This window comes from Alcaligenes sp. LTN-3 (assembly GCF_059735605.1).
In genome coordinates this window covers 634930-657693 of sequence record NZ_JCAPDN010000003.1, presented here as the reverse complement: position 1 = coordinate 657693, position 22764 = coordinate 634930, and the positions used below count along the sequence as shown (strand labels likewise).

Annotated in this window: 16 protein-coding genes; 12 read left to right on the top strand and 4 right to left on the bottom strand. The window is 57.0% G+C overall.

Annotated features, from left to right (window positions below; translation table 11 throughout):
• Positions 1-196: 196 nt before the first annotated feature.
• Complete coding sequence (locus AC6I6N_RS15875; protein WP_230019363.1) at positions 197-2455, top strand: FepA family TonB-dependent siderophore receptor; 2259 nt, start codon at positions 197-199, stop codon at positions 2453-2455.
• Between the two features lie 208 nt (positions 2456-2663).
• Complete coding sequence (locus AC6I6N_RS15870; protein ID WP_406611584.1) at positions 2664-3752, top strand: hypothetical protein; 1089 nt, start codon at positions 2664-2666, stop codon at positions 3750-3752.
• Positions 3753-3785: 33 nt separating this feature from the next.
• Here the strand turns inward: AC6I6N_RS15870 and AC6I6N_RS15865 are convergent, their stop codons facing one another.
• Entirely contained in the window at positions 3786-5906 is a 2121-nt protein-coding gene (locus AC6I6N_RS15865; protein ID WP_497943643.1) for a TonB-dependent siderophore receptor, read from the bottom strand.
• 241 nt (positions 5907-6147) lie between these two features.
• Here AC6I6N_RS15865 and selD point away from each other — a divergent pair, with 241 nt between their 5' ends.
• The 10 genes from selD (at position 6148) to pgi (ending at position 18963) form a co-directional block, all read left to right on the top strand.
• Complete coding sequence (selD, locus tag AC6I6N_RS15860) at positions 6148-7182, top strand: selenide, water dikinase SelD (protein ID WP_094197948.1); 1035 nt, start codon at positions 6148-6150, stop codon at positions 7180-7182.
• Positions 7182-8276: a tRNA 2-selenouridine(34) synthase MnmH gene (gene mnmH, locus AC6I6N_RS15855; RefSeq protein ID WP_497943642.1), complete on the top strand. Its 1095-nt coding sequence runs from the start codon at positions 7182-7184 to the stop codon at positions 8274-8276. The genes selD and mnmH overlap by 1 nt, the downstream gene beginning before the upstream one ends.
• A 171-nt stretch (positions 8277-8447) precedes the next feature.
• Positions 8448-10703, top strand: coding sequence for a 4Fe-4S binding protein (locus AC6I6N_RS15850; RefSeq protein WP_497943641.1), 2256 nt, complete (start codon positions 8448-8450; stop codon positions 10701-10703).
• A gap of 62 nt (positions 10704-10765) precedes the next feature.
• On the top strand, positions 10766-12670 hold the full coding sequence (nosZ, locus tag AC6I6N_RS15845) for a TAT-dependent nitrous-oxide reductase (protein WP_094197951.1): 1905 nt from the start codon (positions 10766-10768) through the stop codon (positions 12668-12670).
• 7 nt (positions 12671-12677) lie between these two features.
• A complete protein-coding gene (locus AC6I6N_RS15840) occupies positions 12678-14021 on the top strand; it encodes a nitrous oxide reductase family maturation protein NosD (protein ID WP_497943640.1) in 1344 nt (447 codons plus the stop codon).
• Positions 14005-14916, top strand: coding sequence for an ABC transporter ATP-binding protein (locus AC6I6N_RS15835; protein ID WP_108728423.1), 912 nt, complete (start codon positions 14005-14007; stop codon positions 14914-14916). Before AC6I6N_RS15840 ends, AC6I6N_RS15835 begins: the two co-directional genes overlap by 17 nt.
• Before the next feature lie 3 nt (positions 14917-14919).
• Entirely contained in the window at positions 14920-15750 is an 831-nt protein-coding gene (locus AC6I6N_RS15830; protein WP_346548901.1) for an ABC transporter permease, read from the top strand.
• Positions 15747-16262 (top strand): nitrous oxide reductase accessory protein NosL, encoded by a 516-nt coding sequence (locus AC6I6N_RS15825; RefSeq protein ID WP_230019369.1) that lies wholly within the window; start codon positions 15747-15749, stop codon positions 16260-16262. The genes AC6I6N_RS15830 and AC6I6N_RS15825 overlap by 4 nt, the downstream gene beginning before the upstream one ends.
• Before the next feature lie 32 nt (positions 16263-16294).
• The gene (locus AC6I6N_RS15820) at positions 16295-17302 is read left to right on the top strand and encodes an FAD:protein FMN transferase (protein ID WP_497943639.1); all 1008 of its coding nucleotides are present in this window, start codon (positions 16295-16297) and stop codon (positions 17300-17302) included.
• Between the two features lie 89 nt (positions 17303-17391).
• On the top strand, positions 17392-18963 hold the full coding sequence (pgi, locus tag AC6I6N_RS15815; RefSeq protein WP_108728419.1) for a glucose-6-phosphate isomerase: 1572 nt from the start codon (positions 17392-17394) through the stop codon (positions 18961-18963).
• Positions 18964-18977: 14 nt separating this feature from the next.
• On the opposite strand, the gene AC6I6N_RS15810 is transcribed toward pgi, so the two are convergent.
• From AC6I6N_RS15810 to AC6I6N_RS15800, 3 genes are read right to left on the bottom strand one after another with little or no spacing between them, the layout of a single operon-like run.
• Complete coding sequence (locus tag AC6I6N_RS15810) at positions 18978-20534, bottom strand: LTA synthase family protein (RefSeq protein WP_497943638.1); 1557 nt, start codon at positions 20532-20534, stop codon at positions 18978-18980.
• Complete coding sequence (locus tag AC6I6N_RS15805) at positions 20524-21297, bottom strand: SDR family NAD(P)-dependent oxidoreductase (protein WP_497943637.1); 774 nt, start codon at positions 21295-21297, stop codon at positions 20524-20526. The genes AC6I6N_RS15810 and AC6I6N_RS15805 overlap by 11 nt, the downstream gene beginning before the upstream one ends.
• The gene (locus tag AC6I6N_RS15800) at positions 21284-22762 is read right to left on the bottom strand and encodes a glycosyltransferase (protein ID WP_108728416.1); all 1479 of its coding nucleotides are present in this window, start codon (positions 22760-22762) and stop codon (positions 21284-21286) included. The genes AC6I6N_RS15805 and AC6I6N_RS15800 overlap by 14 nt, the downstream gene beginning before the upstream one ends.
• Positions 22763-22764: the final 2 nt, after the last annotated feature.

Below are 22764 nucleotides of genomic sequence, written 5' to 3'. Positions count from 1 at the left end.
ATGACACCTTTCTGAAAAAAAACAGAATTTTTCCTATAGAACAACGATTGTCCAGAACACCATCGAAGGCTCGTCCGTGCAGCCCGTGTTTCTGACACCACAAATTCGTCAGCTTTCTCGACAAGCAACACATTTTTAAACAAAATTCTGATTGCGAACAATTCTCATTATATTTATCGTTATCAGGGAAGAGATTATGAATGTATTGACGCTCCCGGCTCGCCGCCCGATCTTTGCATTAGGCCTGCTCGCCACGGCCTTGGCAGCCAGTTTCAATGCGCAGGCACAAACCTCCAACGTGCGTGGTGGGGTCACCTCACTAGAAGAAATCCGTGTCTTGCCATCGGCAGAAGAAGCCGTCAAACAGGCTCCTGGCGTGTCCACTATCACCGCCGACGATATTGAAAAACGTCCTCCCGCCAACGATCTGTCCGAACTGATCCGCACCATGCCCGGTGTGAACCTGACCGGGAACAGCCCATCGGGCTCCTACGGCAATAGCCGCCAGATCGACTTACGCGGCATGGGTCCGGAAAACACCTTGATCCTGATTGACGGCAAGCCCGTGAGCTCTCGGGACTCCATTCGCATGGGGCGTAACGGGGAACGTAATACCCGTGGCGACAGTAACTGGGTCCCTGTCAACGCCATCGAACGCATTGAAGTGTTGCGTGGGCCGGCAGCCGCGCGCTACGGCTCCGGTGCCGCCGGTGGTGTGGTGAACATCATCACAAAAGCGCCTACCGACACCTTTTCCGGCTCGGTAACCGCCTATGGCTTAATCCCCGAGGACAGCGATTACGGCTCCACACGTCGCACCGGCTTTAACCTGTCTGGCCCCATCGCCGACAAACTGTCTTTCCGCGTCTACGGCAATATCGCCAAAACCGATGCAGACAAACCTGCCTTGAACGCTAAATCCTCCGGCATTAATGTCAGCGAAACAAACGTGCCTCCAGCAGGCCGCGAAGGTGTGCGTAACAAAGACATCAACGGCCTGGTCCGCCTGGATATCAACCGCGACCATCGCCTGGAACTGGAAGGCTCATTTAGTCGCCAAGGCAATATTTTTGCTGGCGAGCGTCTGTTCACCAACGGCAATGCCACCATCGCTTCATTGGCCGATGACGGGGCCGAAACCAACATCATGTATCGCCGCGCTGGATCGTTGAGCCACTATGGGGACTATGGCCAAGGCCGTCGTTCGCGGCTTACCTTTGCCTATGAAGGCACCACCAACTCCCGCTTGAATGAAGGGCTGGCCGGAGGTGGCGAAGGCAGTATCTCCAACCCTGGCGCAGGTTCCGTATCAGAGTTGCGTTCGTTGAACCTGTCCGGCGAATACAACACGCCCTTACAGATCGCCAACAAGCACGTGCTGATGACCGTGGGCTTTGAACACCGTGACCAACGCCTGGATGATGACTACGCCACCCGCTCTGGCCAGACCATCAACAAGAACGCTGACTCCAAAAGCAAGGCTCGCACCACTGCCGCCTATGTGGAAGGCAATATCGAGCTGACTGAAGCACTGACCGTCACCCCCGGTGTCCGCTTTGATCACCACAGCAAGTTTGGCGACAACTGGAGCCCCAGTCTGAACGCCTCCTACTTCCTGACCGACCATCTGACCCTGAAAGGCGGTATTGCCCGCGCTTTCAAAGCACCTAACCTGTACCAGTCCAACCCCAACTACCTGTACCAGACGCGCGGTAACGGTTGCCCGTACGACCCCGTAACAGGCCAACGCGTGAGCGGCCCTTGCTACATCTTCGGTAACGACGATCTGTCACCCGAGCGCAGCATCAACAAGGAAATTGGTCTGGCCTACGACAAGGCCGGCTGGGCAGCAGGGCTGACGTACTTTCAGAACGACTACAGCAACAAAATTGTGGCCGATATGGGCGACCAGACTATTCCGGATGCGGTGAACATCGGCGGCTCGCTGGTGCGTCCCTTCCAGTGGGTGAACTCCGGCAAGGCCGTGATCCGTGGCCTGGAAGGCAATCTGACCATCCCGATCCTGGGCGAGAACGGCGAGACACTGAGCCTGAGCAATAACCTGACTTACATGATCACCAACAAGTCCAAGGAAACGAATCAGCCTTTGACTGTCATTCCACGCTACACCCTGAACAGCACGCTGGATTGGCGCGTGAACGACAAGCTGTCCATGCTGGCAACCGCCACCCTGTATGGCAAGCAAAAGCCACGCTCACAGAACCTGTCCAATAACTCGACCGTAACAGGCGATGGTCTGCGTGAACGTGGTTCGTATGCCATCTTCGGCCTGAGCGGTGCTTATCAAGTGACCAAGTCCACCCATATCCGCCTGGGCGTCAACAACCTGTTCGACAAGCGCTTGTACCGTGAAGACTCCGGTAGCGGCCAAGGAGCCAACACCTATAACGAGCCTGGCCGTCAATACTACGCAACCTTGACGGCCAGCTTCTAAGGCGTCTGGCTGTACCCCGGACGCTTTCGGGGGTCCGGATGACTTCTTGTTGTATCAGCCCCTGCCCTTCCCAACGGGAGCAGCGGGGGCTGCTTCTTGCCCCGCGTTAACCCAAGTCAGCTCTCCCCGGCCCGGCCCCAACAACGCTAGACTAAAGCCTTGTTGGCCATCCGTCCGGCTACAGAACCATCACATTCGGGAGCTGATCTTGTCATACATTGAACCGGATCTGGCGATCTACGCCGGGCCTCGTGCCTATCGTCACATTCAAAACCAGGGTTTGCATGCCAAAGATATCAGCACACTAATTGGCAGCGCGGGCGGGCCCAAGGCGTTGGCCTTGACCGGGCTGGATCAGTATCTGTTTGGGGACTGGCTCAACACACATGACGAACCGCTATGGTTGTTTGGCAGCTCAGTGGCCTCCTGGCGTTTTGCCTGCGCGGCTCAACACGATCCGTACAAAGCTTTTGCGGACTTTGCCCAGCTCTATATACACAGTCCCTTTTTACCCAACTCCACGGTCGCGGACATTACCCGGTCTACCCAGACTATGCTGAAAACGTTCCTCGGGGACGCCGACTCACAAGCAGCAATCCTGAACCACCCGCGCTATCGCTTCGCCATTACCGTGGCACGCAGCAAAGGCTGGGCAGGCTCCCGCAATCAAAAACAGCTTGGCGCAGCCCTGCTCGGCTGCATGGTCGGCAACTATGTGCACCCGGCCATCCCACGCCTGTTCTTTGAGCGGGTCATCGTACATGACACCCGCAGCCCCTTGCCCATCCACGGCAAGCATCACGATCAGGCTCGCTACGCGGCACTGGATCAGCACAATCTGTTCCAAACCTTGGCCGCCAGCACCGCCATTCCAATGGTCATCGATGGTGTTGATGCCGCTCATAACTGGCCCGCCGGGCTCTACCGGGATGGGGGGCTGGTGGACTACAACTTTTGTGCACTGGATCTGGACAGCCCTGGCCTGACCTTGTTTCCCCATTTCACGCAAAAAATCAGTGCCAGTTGGTTCGACAAATACCTGCCACGCTGGCAGAAGGCCCGTCGTCCCCACAGCCTGGATAATCTGATTTTGTTATGCCCTACGCCCCACTTTTATCAGCGTCTGCAAGACCACAAAATCCCCGATCGTTCCGACTACAAGCGTCTGTCTGATGCAGATCGACGTCTGGCCTGGCAACACGCCGTTGAACAAAGCCAGCGCCTGGGCGAGCAGTTTGCACAGTGGGTCGCTGCGGACCAGCTTGCCCAGGTGGTGCGTCCCCTGCCCTTCCCATAACTGGCGCTTGCCAAGCCAAAAGGACAAGTCAGCTCAAAACTGATAGCGCAAGGACGCCATCACATTACGCGGGGCGCCGTAGGTATGACTGCTGTACGCCAGGCGATAGGTTTTGTCGAAAATATTATTGAAATTGACGGTCAGATCCGCCCGAGGCGTAATGGCATATCGCGCCATCAGATCCACCACCGCATAGGCTTTCTGTGTGTTGGTTTCACGGGCTACGCCGGTCAGTTGATTATCAAAGATCTTGCTTTGCCATTGCACAGAGCCTCCTACCGTCAACTTATGCCACGCACCGGGCAAGCGATAAGTCGTAAACAACTTGACCTGATCAGCCGGGATATCCGTCTTGATCTTCTCGCCATCAGCACCACGGAAGCGGTAATGGGTGTAGCCGGCGCCCATTTGCCAGCCAGGGGCAAGCTCGCCATTGATCTCGAACTCAATCCCCTCAGAACGCGTATTGCTGGCAGCGGTGTACGCCTGGGCACCGCTAGGCGTCAGTTCTTTGCCATCGACTATAGCCAGATTGTCCTTGCGAGTCTGAAACACCGCCAACGATGCGGACGCCGCCTCCCCAGGGAACAAATACTTAACCCCTACCTCGTAGTTAGTACCTTGTTCAGGATCCAGATAATTACCGTCTCTGTCCTGGCTGGACTGAGGATTGAAGATTTTCGTATAGCTGGCATAGCTGGCCCACTGCTCATTCCAGTCGTAGACCAGACCGGCATACGGAGTAAACACACCATTCTCTTTGCGTAATCTCGCATTGGAGTGGTCCTTCCAGTTGGTGACTCGTCCACCCGCAATCAAGGCCAATTTGTCCGTCAAGCGCAGGCGCGTTGCGGCATAAGCCCCCCACTGTCGCGCACGCTGATTATCCGGTCCGGTAATTTTCAAGTCCGGGCGCGGCACGTTACGGTCAAAGTCTTTGATCTGCGCAATAGGGATACGCTGACGCGCATAAGCCGTGTCATGCCGGGAAAGCTCGTAGTAATTGGCGCCCAGCATAACGTCATGCCCTTGTCCCCACGCCTGAAACCGCCCTGTAATGGTTATGTCGGCCGTATCTTGAGTCGGTGTTTTTTCGTTGAAACCCGCCGTCATGGAACCGCGTCCCTGCGGGGTCGGTGCCGGAGCAGCCACACCATACAACTGCTCGTTATTCAGCCAAGAACGCCCCATCGCCATTTGAATGGACCAGTCGTCGTTGAATTCGTGTTCAAGTTGAGCAAACGCCATCGTTCGGCGCTGTTTGCTGTACGCCCATGCTGCCGTCGCAGAATCGCTGCGATCCCACTGCACCAGATTTCCGGCCGTATCCGAGACACTGAATGCGTGCATGCTGGATCCATCGTAACGATTATCCATGTGCTCAATGCCTAATCTGGCTACCGTTCGCGCCCCCAGATCCGCTTCGATCACACCATAGAAAACATCCCGTTTACCCTTGTAGCCTTCCTTCCAGGAACGAGACTGATCATAGGCTGCAACCAGGCGCCCCCGCACAGAACCACTCTCGTTGAGCGGACCTGAAAGATCCGCCATGCCCCGATACCGGTCCCAGGTCCCCACCCCTGCTGAAACCTGTCCTTGAAACTCGGCTGTTGGCCGTTTGCGCTGCATCATGATGGATGCCGACGGCTCTCCGGCCCCACTGAGCAGGCCGGTCGCACCACGCACAATGACGACATTGTCATAAATGGCAGTGTCCATGACACTGACCCCGCCATAACCTTGCAAGGCGGCAGCCGTCGTAGGCACCCCATCAATCACGTAATTCGTGATGTTGAAGCCACGCGCCTGAAACGAGGTGTAGCCTGCGCCGTCATCACCATATTGCTGGCGACTGACACCGGGACTTTGCTCCATGACCTGCCCCAAGGTATCCAAACCTTGGTCTTCGATACGTTGTCGCGTAATAACCGTTGCAGACTGAGGCAGCTCCTGTAGTGTCATTGGCAGCTTCAGAATCTGAGGAACGGCCTGCTGCTGATAGCTGCCTGTCCCCTCTGACTTCTCATTTTGAGCCCGCACTTTGATGGATGACAGGGTGGATACCTCTTGAGGCGTTTCCTGAGCCTGCGCCGCGCTCATCAAAAGCCCCAAAACCATAGAGTACCCGCCAGCCCAAACCACTACTTTCATGACTTCCCCTATTAATTAAATACGAATTATTCTCATTATTGTAATGCGAACAAATTATTTTTAAACACGGACATTCGTAAAAAAACAGGAAGGTACTCAGACACGAAGCCACCTCGTTCTCAAGACACAACCACTCTCAGGAGACAAACCCGTCGGTCGGTCCATGACGTCCAGACCTCGCTTAAGTGCATTTATCGATTTACCATGGCAAGTTCCGATCACAACCTCCCCCCCGAGCACTATGGATACTCCTATTCGTCTGACCCAATACAGTCATGGAGCCGGTTGCGGCTGCAAGATCTCTCCCAAGGTACTGGACATTATCCTGGCCGGCAGTGGTGCCCAAAACGTAGACCCGAATCTGTGGGTAGGCAATACCTCGCGTGATGACGCAGCTGTCTACGGTTTGAATGAGGAAACGGGCGTTGTCTCGACCACCGACTTTTTCATGCCCATCGTGGACGATCCCTATGACTTTGGCCGCATTGCCGCGACCAACGCCATCAGCGACATTTACGCTATGGGCGGCAAGCCCATTATGGCGATTGCCATTCTGGGCTGGCCCATCAATGTGCTGTCTCCCGAAGTTGCCCGTGAAGTGGTGCGTGGCGGTCGTGCTGCTTGCGATGCCGCTGGCATCACCCTGGCCGGTGGCCACTCCATTGACGCACCCGAGCCTATTTTTGGTCTGGCTGTAACCGGCGTGGTCAATAAAGGCCAGTTAAAGCGTAACGACACGGCCACCGAAGGGTGCCAGCTCTATTTGACCAAGCCGTTGGGCATTGGCGTGCTGACCACCGCCGAGAAAAAGGCCAAACTGCGTCCCGAAGATCAAAACCTGGCGCGCGACTGGATGTGTACGCTGAACAAACCTGGCAGCCGCTTTGCACAACTGTCTGGCGTCAAAGCCATGACGGATGTAACCGGCTTTGGTCTGCTGGGCCACCTGATCGAAATGGCAGACGGCAGTGGCCTGACGGCCCGCTTGAACCTGGACCGTGTGCCACTGCTGCCCGGCATCGAATACTACCTGGAGCAAGGCTGCGTCCCCGGCGGCACACAACGTAACTTTGACAGCTACGGCCACCGCATCGCCCCCATTAGCCAGGAACAAATCAATATCCTGTGCGACCCGCAAACCAGCGGCGGTTTGCTGGTCGCGGTAGAACCTTCTGCCACCGCCGAATTTATAGCCACGGCTGCCGAGCTAGGCCTGCAACTGCAAGCCATCGGGGAGTTCATCCCTGCCAAAACCCACGCCGTCGAAATCGCTTGATGCGCCCTGATACCCACCACTACCGCGAGCTGTTCCTGAATAATGCGCCTTTGATGGACGCTCGCGCTCCCATCGAGTTCAGTAAAGGGGCCTTTCCTGGCGCATTGAACCTGCCACTAATGAACGATGAAGAACGTCATCAAGTAGGAATCTGCTACAAGCAACATGGTCAGGAAGCGGCTATTGCACTGGGCAACAAGCTGGTCAGCGGCCAGATCAAGGAAGAACGCCTGCAAGCCTGGGCGCAGTTCACGCAAGCCCATCCCGACGGCTACTTGTATTGTTTTCGGGGTGGTCTACGCAGCCAGATCACACAAACTTGGCTACGCGAAGAAGCAGGCATTCGATACCCCCGTGTCGTAGGTGGCTACAAGGCCATGCGCGGCTTTTTGCTGAACAATCTGGAGCAGACTGTCAGCAGCGCCCGCTTTCAGATTCTGGGGGGCATGACAGGCACCGGCAAAACCGATGTGTTGCAGCAGCTTGATCACAGCCTGGACTTGGAAGGCTACGCCCACCATCGCGGCTCCAGCTTTGGTAAACATGCCACTGCTCAACCCAGTCAGATCAACTTTGAACACCGCCTGTCCATTGCCATGCTCAAGAAAACAGCGCAAGGGCATCAAGGCTTTGTGCTGGAAGATGAAAGCCAGACCATAGGTCGCTGCAGCCTGCCGCTGAACCTGTACCGAGGGATGCAGCAGTGGCCCCTTATCTGGCTGGAAGACAGTCTGGAAAACCGCATTACCCGCATTGTGCGCGACTACGTCCAGAATCTGCACGCGGAATTCACACAGCAGTCCAACCCGCAAACCGGCTTTGCCCTGTTTGCCGAGCAACTGCGACAAAGCCTGTCCCGCATCACCAAGCGATTGGGTCATCAACGCTACCAGCAGTTGGCAGCCATCATGGATGCCGCCTTACAAGAACAGGAACGCAGTGGTGCGCTGGACGGCCACCGGGAGTGGATTGGAGACTTGCTGACGCAATACTACGACCCCATGTACAGCTACCAACGTGAACAAAAAGCCGATCGGGTCATTTTTCAAGGTGATGCCGACGCAGTCCTGAATTATTTGCGTCGCCACGGCTAAATCACACCTTAGGCCCAGCCCACCAGGCTTGCCATCATTTATCGCAGATCAGCGACAGACTGACACTGGCCCGCACCCACTCTTGTCAGAATCTGTCCTTGCTCTGACACAAAGAGCAAACAAAGGGTAACCCCTACCATCTCGCAAGAATCTTGTTGCAGGTGGTAAGAAATGACGTCCCTCAATCGCTTGGCCCGGCATGTCCAGTTGCGTACTATCTGGCTCCTGCTTTTCCTGCTGGCAGCCTGTCTAAGCAGCACTTCCGCACATTCCAGTTCGCGCATTGCCCACTTCCTCCCGGACATTGCCCTCAACGAGATCTTCCCCACTGCCACCCACACCAGCGAGCCCGCAGGCACGCTGCCTGTTGCCAAGGTGTTCAAGGATCAAGAACAGCTAGGGTATGTGTATGTAACGACCGATATCGTCAACACGCGCGGTTACTCCAGCTTCCCCATCGACACTCTGGTCGCCATGAGCATGGATGGCAGCATCGTCGCCGCCAAGCTGCTGGAACACCATGAACCCATTGTGTTGATCGGTATCCCGGAATCCCGGGTCGAAGCCTTTATTCAAGGCTATATCGGCCAGAACTACATCAAGAACCGTCCCAAGCCCGGCGCACCACCACCCGTCGATATCATCAGCGGTGCCACGGTGACCTTGATGGTGGTGGGCGACAGCATCATGCGCTCCTCCCAATTGGTGGCCCGGCAAGAGGGCATAGGCCAGCCTGCCGCCCCCGCCACAGCACCCGTGGCAATCAAACGCAGCATCGATACCAGCAATCACACGATTTCCAGCTGGGACGAGCTGCTCCAAAGCGGAGCCATCAAACGTCTGCACGTCAGCGTGGCCGACATCAATCAGGCCTTTATTGATAATGGCCGTACAGAAGCTGCCGCCCATCCGCAGGAAGGCGATCCGCAAGACACCTTTATTGATCTGTACGCCGCCTTGGTCAGCGTGCCTAGTATTGGACAAAGCCTGTTAGGCGAGGCCGACTACAACTATCTGCAGCAAGAGCTAAAACCCGGCCAGCAAGCGATGCTGGTGTTGGGCAATGGGCTGTATTCCTTCAAGGGATCGGGCTATGTGCGCGGCGGGATTTTTGATCGCATCGAAATCATCCAGGATCTGGACAGCTTTCACTTCACTGACCTGGACCACCAACGCCTGCCCGGCGTAAAAGCAGCCAACGCGCCGGATTTCAAAGAAGCCGCCCTGTTCAAGATCCCGGCTACCGCCACCTTTGATCCCGTCCTGCCCTGGCGACTGCAACTGCTGGTACAACGCGTCCTGAGCGTCAAAGACAAAGCCTTTGTCACGCTGAGCCTGAACTACCAGCTTCCTGATGCCTATTTGACGGCGCCCCCTCCCGCTGCAGTTGCCCCGGAAGCCGCAGAGCACGATGAGCTGGAAACCGCCAACCAGCCTTTGTACAAGCAAATCTGGGCCGGCAAGAAAGTACAGATTGCCGTGCTACTACTGTCCTTGCTGACCCTGGGTGGCGTCTTTTTCTTCCAGGACACGCTGACCAAACACGAAGTGTTCTACCAGCGCTTTCGCATCGGTTTTCTGCTGTTCTCCCTGGTATGGATTGGCTGGTACGCCTCGGCCCAGCTATCGGTAGTGAACGTACTGACGTTCTCCCACGCCCTGCGCACCGATTTCCGCTGGGAATACTTCCTGATGGATCCACTGGTCTTCATCCTATGGATTGCCACCGCCATCTCTCTGATTTTCTGGAATCGGGGCGCTTTCTGTGGCTGGCTCTGTCCCTTTGGGGCGCTACAAGAACTGGCCAACAAGCTGGCCCGCTTCCTGCGTATTCCCCAGATCAAGGTAGCTTACAGCGCCCATAAACGCTTGGTTTCCATCAAGTACGTGATTTTCATTGTGCTGTTTGGCGTTGCCCTGTACGACATGGCCGTGGCCGAAAAGATGGCCGAAGTCGAACCCTTCAAGACCGCCATCATCCTGAAATTCATCCGCGACTGGCCCTTCACGATCTTTGCCGTACTGCTGCTGATTGCCAGCCTGTTTATCGAGCGTTTTTACTGCCGCTATCTCTGTGCCCTGGGCGCTGCCCTGGCCATCCCCGCCCGCCTGCGCATTTTTGACTGGCTGCGTCGCTACCCCATGTGTGGCAATCCCTGCCAGCGTTGCGCGACCGACTGCCCCGTACAAGCCATCGAACCCGAAGGCCCGATCAATCCCAATGAGTGCATCCAATGTCTGAACTGCCAGATGCTGTATCACCACGAGAAAAAATGCCCGCACCTGATTCAAAAGATCGCCAAACGCAAGCGAGATAAACCGGCTCCCGTCGCCGTTGCCAGCTCGCTGCAAGACGATGCTGCTGCCCGCCCTACCGTGCGTCCACGCAGCGTAGACAGTACTGATTCCACCCCCGCCACGCCGTGAGACGTCTGGGCGCGTCCCAGCGCCAAGTCGGTCACGTCATCACACACAAGGAAAATCACACCATGTCCGAGAACAAGCAGGATAAACAAGGTTTGAGCCGCCGCGCCTTTCTGGGCACCGCCGCCTTATCCGGCGCTGCTGTGGTCAGCGCCACCCACATTGGCAACGCCTTGGCCGATACCAAAAAAGCGCCGAACGGGCAAAATGCTCACATCGAGCCAGGCGAGCTGGACCAGTACTACGCCTTTAACTCCGGCGGCCAGTCTGGCGAGATCCGCATCATGGGGCTGCCCTCCATGCGCGAGCTGATGCGCATCCCAATCTTCAATATTTGTAGCGCCACCGGCTGGGGGATTACCAACGAAAGCCGCCAGATCATGCGCGCCAACCTGACGCCTGAAACCCTGGCGTTTGCCGATACCTTGGGCGGCATTCTGCCTAACGGCGATGCTCACCATCCCCATATGTCCTTTACCGACGGGACCTACGACGGGCGCTTCATCTTCATCAATGACAAGGCCAATAACCGCGTGGCTCGCGTGCGCTGCGATGTCATGAAGTGCGACAAAATTATTGAAATTCCCAATGCCGACGGTGTACACGGCCTGCGTCCCCAACGCTACCCCCGCACCGGCTATGTATTCTGCAATGGCGAGCACATCGTCCCTCTGCCCAATAACGGCACGATCTTTGGCAACCCCAAGGAAAACTACTTTTCTGTCTTTACCGCCATTGATGGCGACACCATGGAAATCGCCTGGCAGGTGATCGTAGACGGCAACCTGGACAACTGCGACGCCGACTATCAAGGCAAGTACGCCTTCTCCACCTGCTACAACTCCGAAAAGGGAGTGGATGTCGGCGAGATGAGTGCCAACGAGCAAGACTGGGCCGTGGTGTTCAACCTCAAGGCCATTGAAGACGGCGTCAAGAAAGGCGATTTCAAGGAGATCCAGGGCGTCAAAGTGCTGGATGGCCGCAAAGGCTCACGCTACACCCGCTATATCCCCGTGCCCAACTCCCCGCACGGTTGCAATGCCAGCCCCGACGGCATCCATGTAGTCTTTAACGGCAAACTCTCGCCCACTGTCACCATGATTGATGTGCGCCGCCTGGACGACCTGTTTGCCGACAAGATCAAGGCACGCGACTGCGTCGTGGCAGAACCTCAACTGGGCCTGGGCCCGTTGCACACCGCCTATGATGGCCGTGGCAATGCCTACACCACCTTATTCATCGACAGCCAGATCGTAAAGTGGAACATTGCCAAGGCGATTGAAGCCTACCAGGGCAAGGACGTCGATCCCATCATCCAGAAGCTGGACGTTCATTATCAGCCAGGACACAACCACACCACCATGGGCGAGACCAAAGAGGCCGATGGCAAGTGGCTGGTGTCACTGAACAAGTTCTCCAAAGACCGCTTCCTGAACGTAGGTCCACTCAAACCAGAAAACGATCAACTGATCGATATTTCGGGCGACGAGATGAAGCTGGTTCACGACGGCCCAAGCTTTGCCGAACCGCACGACATGCTGCTGGTTGCCGCCGAGAAGGTACGACCCAAGCGCGTCTGGACCCGCGACGACCCCTGGTGGGACGGAGCGCGGAAAATGGCCGAGAAAGATGGTGTCACCCTGGAAGGTGCTTCCAAAGTCATCCGTGATGGCAACAAGGTACGGGTCTACATGACCGCCGTAGCGCCCGTGTTCTCCGTGCCCAGCTTCGAGGTCAATCAGGGCGATGAAGTCACTGTTGTCGTCACCAATATGGAAATGATCGAGGACTTGACCCACGGCTTCACCTTGTCCGGCTACGGCGTAGCCATGGAAATTGGACCACAGCAAACTAGCTCGGTCACCTTCACGGCCTCCCGCCCCGGTGTGCATTGGTACTACTGCCAGTGGTTCTGCCACGCCTTGCACATGGAAATGTCCGGTCAGATGAATGTGAAACCCAAAGCCTGACGGTGACATGACGTCTTTTCACCTGCTCCCCACCCGTGCACGGTGCCTGCGCCCAGCCTCTGGGCGCAAGCTGGCCTTCAAGCGGTTGACGGTCCTGGCCCTGGCGGCCAGTGCCCTGGCTGCCGCTCAAGCGGCCACCATTGAAGTGCCTGCCGATACCGCGCTGCAAACCGCCATCGATGCTGCCCAGCCCGGCGACATCCTGGTGCTGGCCCCCGGCACGTATCAGGGCAATATCATCGTGAACAAACCTTTAACGCTTCAAGGCCCCAGCAACCGGCAAGCCGTGTTGATGGGCGAACGTGAAGGCCGCACGGTGTGGGTGCAGGCGGAAGATGTGCAGATACGTCAGATTACCGTGCGTAATTCCGGCTTGAGCCTGCCCGACATGGATGCGGGCATCTTCCTGGATAAACCCGCCCATAACGCCCTGATCGAACACAACGACATTCTCGACAATCTGGTGGGGGTTTACGTTTGGGGGCCCCATAACGCACTGGTGCAACACAACACCATCGTGGGCAATAAAGAGCTGCGTTTGAACGAGCGCGGCAATGGCGTGACGGTCTGGAACTCCCCCGGTTCACGCATTTTGCACAACGATATCTCCTGGGGTCGCGACGGGATTTTTTCCAATGCCAGCCGCGACAATGTCTTTAGCCATAACCGCTTTACCCAACTGCGCTATGCGGTGCACTACATGTACACCAATAACAGCGAAGTCAGCAGCAATGTCTCCATCGGCAATGACATTGCTTATGCCCTGATGTTTTCGCAGTTTCTGGCGGTACGTGAAAACATCAGCATCAATAGCACGCATCAGGGCTTGATGCTCAACGCCGCCCAGCAATCGACCATTACCGACAATATCGTGGACGGGGCCGAGAAAGGCGTTTTTCTCTACAACGCCAACTTCAACAAAATCTCCGGCAACCTGGTTCAGAACACCCAGATCGGGGTGCATTACACCGCCGGTTCCGAAGGCAATGAAATCACGGAAAACGCCTTCATCCAGAATCAGAACCAGGTGAAGTATGTCGGCACCCGCTACCTGGAATGGTCCAGCAAGGACCGGGGTAATTACTGGAGCGATCACAGCGCCTTTGACCTGAACGGTGACGGCATCGGTGACACCGCTTATCGCCCCAATGGCCTTGTTGAACAACTGGTCTGGCGAGCTCCTTCGGCCCGCGTGCTTTTGAACAGCCCTGCCGTCTCTATTGTGCGCTGGGCGCAAACCCAATTTCCCGCCATTTTGCCCGGCGGCATCATCGATAGCGCACCACTGATGCGTGCACCCGACAATCCCGTCTGGGAGCGTTACAAGGCCAATCATGACTCCATCCAATAACGGTCCCGCTCCGGTCGCGCTGGCCAATGTCAGCAAGCTGTACGGCCAGCAGCGCGCCGCCAACGCGGTGAACTTCGAGCTTTATCCCGGCCAATGCACCGTGCTGGCTGGCCACAATGGTGCGGGCAAAAGTACCGTCATCAAGTTGATTCTGGGCCTGATCCGCGCCGATGAAGGCAAGGTCACTTTGCTGAACCACGACGCCAGCTCGTCCCAAGCTGCCCGGCTGCGAACCCATATCGGCTACTTGCCCGAAACCGTCGCCCTGCACCCTGCCTTGACCGGCACCGAAACCCTGGCGTTTTACGCCCGCCTGAAAGGGCTACCTACCCGTGACAACCAGGCTTTACTGGCCCGTGTCGGCATTGCCCAGGCTGCTCACAAGCGCGTGGGCACCTATTCCAAAGGCATGCGCCAACGACTGGCACTGGCCCAGACCTTGCTGGGCAAACCCCGTGTGCTCTTACTGGACGAACCTACAACAGGCCTGGACCCAGCCTCCCGCCTGCTGTTCTACGAAATCGTGCAAGAACTGCGCGATGCCGGTGCCACCATCCTGCTCAGCACTCACGCCCTAGCCGAAATGGAGCGTCTGGCAGACCGCATCATCGTGATGCAGCAGGGGAGCAAGATTGCCGATGGCACCTTGTCCGAACTGCGCCAACACGCGGGCTTGCCGGTACGTATTCGCCTGACTGTGGAACAAATCCCCGATCCTGTTCCGCAACACTGGGATGTCATCGGTTCCCAGCGCCTGGAGCGTCACTGCACCGAAGCCGAAAAAATCCAGATCCTGCGCCAGGCCCATGCCATTGCAGGATTGACCGACCTGGAGCTGGAGTCCCCCGGTCTGGACGAGCTGTATGCGCACTTTTTAAAGCGCGAGGATTACTAAGCCATGAACCCTGTCCTGATCATCATCCAAAAGGAAGTGCGCGACGGACTGCGCAATCGTTGGGTGCTAGCGGTCACCCTCTTGTTGGCGGCACTGGCTTTGTCTCTGGGCTTTCTGGGCAGTGCCCCCACGGGCAGCGTCAAGGTAGACCCGCTTACGGTTACCGTGGTCAGCCTGTCCAGCCTGTCCATTTTCCTGATCCCGCTGATTGCCATGCTGCTGTCCTACGACGCCATTGTGGGCGAAATCGAACGCGGCACCATGTCCTTGTTGCTGAGCTACCCCGTCCATCGCTGGCAGGTTCTGGTCGGTAAATTTCTGGGCCATGTCCTGATCCTGAGCCTGTCTACCGTCGTGGGCTACGGTCTGGCAGGGGTCACGTTGCAGGTGGCGCATGGCGGCCTGGACTTCAGCGTCTGGACGCCCTTTCTAGCCATGATGGGCGCCAGCATTCTGCTTGGTGCCAGCTTCTTGTCCTTGGGGTATTTCATCAGCACCTTGGTCAGAGAGCGTGCCACTGCGGCCGGGCTGGCCATCGGTATCTGGCTGTTTTTTGTGGTGATTTATGACATGGCGCTACTGGGTATTCTGGTCGCTGACCAAGGTGCCATGATCACCGCCTCCTGGCTGAACATCATCCTGCTGTTCAACCCTACGGACGTGTACCGCTTGCTGAATCTGACCGGCTACGAAAATGTTGCCATGTTTGCCGGCATGGCCGGTTTAAGCGAACAGGCTCGCCTACCTGCCAGCGTCTTGATGAGCGTTCTGCTGCTGTGGATCGCCCTGCCTTTTGGTCTGGCCAGCCTGGCCTTCAACAAAAAAGCATTATGAAAAAACTGCACACCCTACTCTTGCTGTGTCTGGGCCTGATACTGGCTGCCTGCGGTCAGCCCGAACCCATACAAGCCCCACCGCCACCCGTCGTCCAGATTCCCCAAACCGCCGTGGGCCACTACTGCGGCATGTACTTGTTCGAGCATCAAGGCCCCAAAGGGCAGATTCTTCTGCGCGAACGCGAAGCACCACTCTGGTTCACCACCATACGCGAGGTTTTCGCCTACACCTTATTGCCCGAAGAATCCAAAGCGATTGCCGCCACCTATGTCCAGGACATGGCCCAGCGCGATCAGGACGGCCTGTTTCCCGAACAAGCCTGGATACCGGCACAAGAGGCCTGGTATCTGATCTACAGCCGCTATACCGGCGGCATGGGCACTATCGATGCCCTGCCCTTTAGCCAGGAGCAGGCCGCCAAGGACTTCCAACAACAACATGGCGGCCAACTGGTTCGCTTTGCCGACATGCCGGAGAACTACATCTTTGGTGCGGTCGCACTGCCCTGAAACGCTTATCTTCCTGATCCCAGGTACTTGCCATGACTTCTACTCCTGTTTCCCGTCGTCGTTTTATCGGCATTGTGGCCGCGACCAGCGCCCTGACTGGTGTGCCATGGGCCGCCAAAGCGATGCAAGCGGCCACTACCCCGCTCAGTTCCTGGCAAGGTGTGGCTTTGGGTGCGGACGCACAACTTCATATCCATCACCCCGACCCCGCGTTTGCACAGTTGCTGATAGACCAGGCCCTATCCGAAGTACAACGTCTGGAGCGAATCTTCAGCCTGTATCAAAAGGACAGCGCCTTGCGCCGCTTGAACCGCGACGGCTATCTGAAGCACGCTCCCGGTGATCTGACACGACTGCTGCTGGAGTCAAAGCGCATTAGTGAACTCACGGATGGGGCCTTTGACCCGACCGTGCAGGTGCTTTGGGATCTGTATAGCCAAGCGGCTCAACGCAGCGACACGGCTTCCATTCCCGACGCTGCCCAGATCAAGCAAACGCTGCAGCAGGTTGACCACCAAGCCATTCACATTCAAGACGACACTATTGAACTACAACGTCCTGGCATGGCCTTGACGCTGAACGGGATTGCCCAAGGCTACATTACCGATCGCATCACCGAGCAGTTGAAGCAGGCAGGCCTGGAACACGCCCTGGTTGATATGGGCGAGATACGTGGCCTGGGTATGGCTCCGGGTAATCGTCCCTGGCGTGTCGGCCTGGCAGGCGATCAAACAGAGCCTGTCAGCTTGTTGCGACTGGATGTGCACAATCAGGCGGTCAGCACCTCGTCTGGATCAGGCACGGCACTTAGCCGCGATGGCACTGTTACTCATCTGCTCAACCCTGCCAATGGTCAGGCCCGACCTTTGTATCGCAGTGTCTCTGTCGTAGCGGGAAATGCCACCATTGCCGACGCCTTGTCCACGGCGTTCTCATGGATGTCGCCACAAGAGATTACGCGGGTTCTGGCAAGCGACCCCAGTTTACGGGCATGGGTACTGCCCTACGATGGGAATCAACTGGTCGCCCTGCACTCGTAAACACCAAGACAAACCCGCTTACCGGCAGACGCTCAAGCCCGATAAAGCCTCGTACAATGGCGGTTTCGTCTACTGCAGGCTAAATCTCCATGTCCGTGAACTCTCCAAACCTTCCCTGTGCTGCCCCTTTACCCGGTCTGCCAGAATGGGCCGGTTTTTGCGAGGCAGCACGCCGGTCCGACCATTACGCGCTGGACCTGCATTGCCTGAAGGCCGCGGGCCTGCAAGTGGACTTGAGTGGACAGCGGCATTCACCAGAATTACAGACGGCAGGAGCCGCCCTTTTGGCGGCTCGCCACTTCGACACGGCACGTCAACAACTGCTTAACGGCGGCATCGTCAACAGTACAGAACAACGTGCCGCCTGGCACAGCGCCCTGCGTGCGCCCGCCCCCACGGCGGAAGTCGCCAAGGAACGCGAGCGCATGAACGAATTCGTGCGCGTAGCGGATTCCGAGCGCCGCTGGCGCAACATCATTCATATTGGTATTGGTGGCAGCGACTGGGGCGTGCGCCTGTCCCTGGCAGCCTTTGGCTATCGCCACAGCTGGCGCAATGTACGCTTTCTGGCCAACATCGACGGCCATGCGCTGGAGCATGCCTTGTCCGGCATGGACCCTCACGACACCTTGATCGTGATCGCCTCCAAATCCTTCACCACAACCGAAACCCTCAAAAACGGCCAGCGCGCCCTGGAATGGCTGCAAGCCGCTGGCGTTGCCAACCCCTACGAGCAAATCGTTGCCGTCACCGCCCGCCCTGACACTGCCTCCAACTGGGGCGTGCCACAAAAACAAATCTTCCAGTTCTGGGATTGGGTCGGTGGCCGCTTTTCCCTATGGTCTGCCGTCAGCCTGACCACTGCCCTGGCCGTCAGCAGTGATGTCGTCGCTGGCATGCTGTCCGGCGCTGCCGCGATGGACCAACACTTTCAGGAAACCCCCATCGCCACCAACGTGCCCGTACAAATGGCACTGGCCGGCGTGGTCAATCGAAGTGTGCTGGGCTATGGCTCATTGAATATCTCGCCCTACGATTTCCGCCTGGGCAATTTGGTCCCCTATATACAGCAACTGGATATGGAGTCCCTGGGCAAGTCCGTCACCACCAGTGGCGAACCCGTTGGCTTAGCCACCGGCGCCGCCGTCTGGGGGCTGGCTGGAACAGACGCACAACACACCTTCTACCAATGGCTGCACCAAGGCAGCGATGGCGCTCCAGTGGACTTTATTGTGTGCCAGCAGGCGGATCACAATCAGGCCGAGCACCATAATCTGCTGCTGGCGAACTGCCTGGCCCAACGCGAAGCCCTGATGCGCGGCAAGACCTACGAGCAAGCCCTGGCCGAATGCGAAAAGCAAGGTCTGGGCGAACAGGCATCCAAACTGGCCCACCACCGCGTGCACTCGGGCGGACGCCCCAACACGCTGATCGTATTGCCCCGCCTGAATCCCTTCTCGCTAGGCGCCCTGCTGGCCTTGTATGAGCACAAGATTTTTGTGCAGGCCTTGATCTGGGGGATCAACCCCTTCGATCAATGGGGGGTGGAGTACGGGAAAGTATTGGCGAACGGGATTTTGCAGGAACTGTCGGGAGAGAAAGAAACCTCTGCTGAGCATGATGCGTCTACTCGGCATTGGATAGACGTTTTCAAAGCTTGAATCCAGGCCGGCGCTTACAACGCTTGCCTAAACATCACCCCACTTGAGCACATCCACTCCCGTGCCAGATCATGAATCGCCGCATCCCGATGCGGCGTTTTTGTCTGACCTCCGGTGGAGTTCCAGATAAAGTAATCCACATCCCCACACGGCGTCCCCAAGGCCGCGTAGACCGAGGGCATGATGGGCACATGATCGCCATACCAGCACAGGCTGGCTGGCCTATCTGAAGAGCTCAAGGCCCCGCGCAGACGGGTCAGCATGGCATCAGCATTACGGATATGACGCAAGTAAATCGTCAGATCCTCGCAGCCTGGCGGGGGGGCTTGCTGATACAAGGCCTCGATATCCCCCGCTGCAACTTTTTCCAAGTGCAAAGGCCCGTGGTTCTCCATCGTAATCACGTGAATGAATACCGGCCCTGTGGCCTGCTCCAGCACACTGGCAACTTTCTCCGCCACTGCCAGATCGCCGATATAAGGGCCTGTACGCTCTACATCGGCAAAGGCCTTGATGTCCAGAAACTCGTCAAAGCCAAATAGTGGAAACACGCGATGGCGTTGGTAAAAGCTGGCGGGATAAGGGTGAATGCAGATCGTACGGTAACCCTGCTGCTTCAACCAGGAAGCCAAAGTCGCCACGGACCATCCCGCGCATACTGCGCGATAAGGATTAAAGCGGTGCACACCCAACGCACGGTTTTCTATACCGCTTAAGAAGGAAAACTCCGAGCGCACCGTGTTGGCTCCCCAGGCGGGAACCTGCAGATATCCGCTGGCAACTGCTTCGGATTTGAAGCGATCAAACTCTGCCAGAATCTCTGGCCGAATCCTGTCAGAAATTCGCCGGGCATCAAAGAAAGACTCGCTTTGCACGGAAACCAGATGAGGCAGATCGGCCAAGGAATCCGCAGCGCTCAAAACAGACGAGGTCTTCGGAGCTGCATTTTCAAAAGGGGAAGACAAACTTGGACGTTCTCGGCCTTGCTGCCAATAACGCCAGAAGCTGGCTAACAGCCCCAGGGCTTGCACGTCCTGCTCCGGTGCAATCTGCACCATCAAACGCGCCCTATTGCCCCACAGCAACAAACCCAGGCTAAGCGCAGCAAGCAACGCCAAGGCGCCCCATTGCCCGGTCCAGGCCGCCCGCAAGGCGGGCACGGCTTCCAGCCATAAACCAATCGTCAGGGCAGCAATAAAACCCGCTGCCGCCAAAAAGAATTTGCCCCATCCCAGAAAAGGAATATAAAGCCGAGGGTGACGGATCGCATCCGTAAAATATTCGTAATCCTGAAACACAAAGGCTTCACGCAACGCCTTGAACTTGGCATTGCTGACCACAACCAGCAGCAGGAAAAACGCGCACAGCAAGGCCGTGGCAAAGATAGGCCGCCCCAGCACAAAAACCAGCACGACATACGCCAGGCCATACAGCCCCATATGCAAAGCCCAGGCCGCTGCAGGACGACGCCAGCGGGCTGCCGTTTGCAAAAAACGCTCCAGCCCCACTGTCAGAGCCAGCCCCGACAACGCAGCCAGGATTGCAGTCCAGAATCCCGGCTCAAGCGTCATAACCGATCTTGCTCAGAATAAAGACGGACACCCGGGCGGGCAGCACGGCCAGAAACCAGCAACCAAGATTCAATGGAAACGGAAAGCTGATGCGCGCTTTATTGGCTTTCAGGTCACGGGCAATACGCTTGGCTGCTCGTTGCGGGGTCCACAAGAACGGTTTAGGGCCCGGCATGGCATCGCACATGGGCGAGCTGACGTAGCCTGGCATCACCACATTGACCTTGATTCCCTCCGGTGCCAACCAGCCACGCAGGCCTTCGCCATAGGCTTTGACAGCCGCCTTGCTGGCGCTATAGGACGGTGTCGTTGGCAAACCAAAATAGGCCGCCAAGGAACTCATCAAGGCGATCTGTCCGCGCCCTCTCGCCCGCATGGCAGGCAGCACCGATTGCACCACTCGCAGCGAAGCCTTCACATTGATATCCAGCAGCAGCTCGGTATCTTCCCAGGCCTCCGGCTCGCCATTGGGGCCAACATGAATATTCATGCCCGCATTCACGATGACAAGATCAAACGCAGCACATTGCGACAAGCAGGCATGCAAGGCATCCAGATCACGCAAATCCAACTGATACGTCTTTACCTGCGCGCCCGCTAGCCGGCAGCGCTCGGCCAAAGGCTCCAGAATCGCAGCATTGCGACCATGCAAAGTCAGCTCTGTACCGGGCTTGGCATAGTGAAGCGCCAGCTCGCCACCAATAGCACTGGTAGCTCCGGTAATCAGAATTCGCTCCTGCCCTGCGGGTTCAGCTACGCCCACGCGCTCTCCTTTCTTGAAAGGACCAGTACAAAACCATGCCAAAACCGACACACACCGTCGCATTCAAGGGAACCAACAAGTAGTTGCCCATACGTATGGCCACATACAGAGCCAATGCGGAATACAGGAAGGTGAACACTTCACCAATCAGCAAATACAGATTGATGCGGGGCTGTCTTGCTGCCTTCTCGCCCTCGCCTTTGGGCGTGCGGTTAAATTCCCCGTAGACCTTGAAGGCGGCTCGGACGCCACCGACAAAATAATACCAAGCCATGGGCGGGAACATGGCGACATACAAGTAGGTATGCCACAGAGTGCCCAAGACACCCGGCCTGTCATCGAAACGCGCGCCCTTGCGAGCCCCAAAGGCATTATTCAAGGCCCAGACAGCGACCAGCAAGAAGAACAGCGGTGCGCCCCACAGCAAGACCACATGGTCGAAATCCAGCAAATAATTCAGCGGCAGGCTTAACAAAATCAAGGCGTAAATAGACGCCAGCATGACCGATGAAAACATCATGGAGAAGGCATGCATGCGCTTCATCAAGGGCATATCCTGCTGCCACATCTGGCCCAGGTGCTTGAAGGCGCTGTGTATCAGCCCTCGCCCCCAACGCTCCCGCTGCACACGGAAGGCGCTGATGTTCTCGGGCAAGGTGGACATGGACACCACATCGCGCAGATAGGCGTACTTCCAATCCCCAAACTGGGCCCGATAACCCAGGTCCACGTCCTCGGTAATGGTGGAGGCATTCCAGCCGCCCAGTGCCTCCACGCAAGCGCGCCGCCAGACACAGGAGCTGCCACTTAAAGAGGCCATATCCCCGTCTTCACTCAGGCCTACCGTCACATATTGCTGGTGGCCCATTTCCATGGCCTGAAAGCGGGTCAGAAAAGAATGGTCGCGGTTTTCATAACCAATACCTGTCTGCAAAAAACCCAGCTTCGCGTCCTTGAAAGGCGGAATGGTTCTTTGCAAAAAATCAGCGGGCGGCAAAAAATCCGCATCGAAGATCGCAAAAAACTCGCCCTGGGAATGCTGAATGCCATGCACCAGATTCCCGGCCTTATAGCCCGTACGATCAGCACGCTGAATGCGGCGAATCGGCACACCCTGACTGGCCAGTTGATTCACCTTGTTTTGGGCCAACAGCGCCGTCTTATCTGTTGAGTCGTCCAGCACCAGAATTTCCAGCGCAGATACCGGGTAATCCAGACGACAAGCCGCATCGATCAGACGCTCGACAACGGCAGCCTCGTTATAAATCGGTAGTAGAACACTGACCTTGGGATACCAGTCTTGCTGCACGGACGCAGACGTTTGCACCAGCTCACTTAGCTTGCGTCGTTCCACCCGGCGCGAGATCAACAGTACCCGTAGCTCCAAGACTACGTACAGGGCAAAGGCCCCGACAACCAACAAGAACAGCGCCTGAATCAGGTACGCAAAAATGCTCACAATCATGG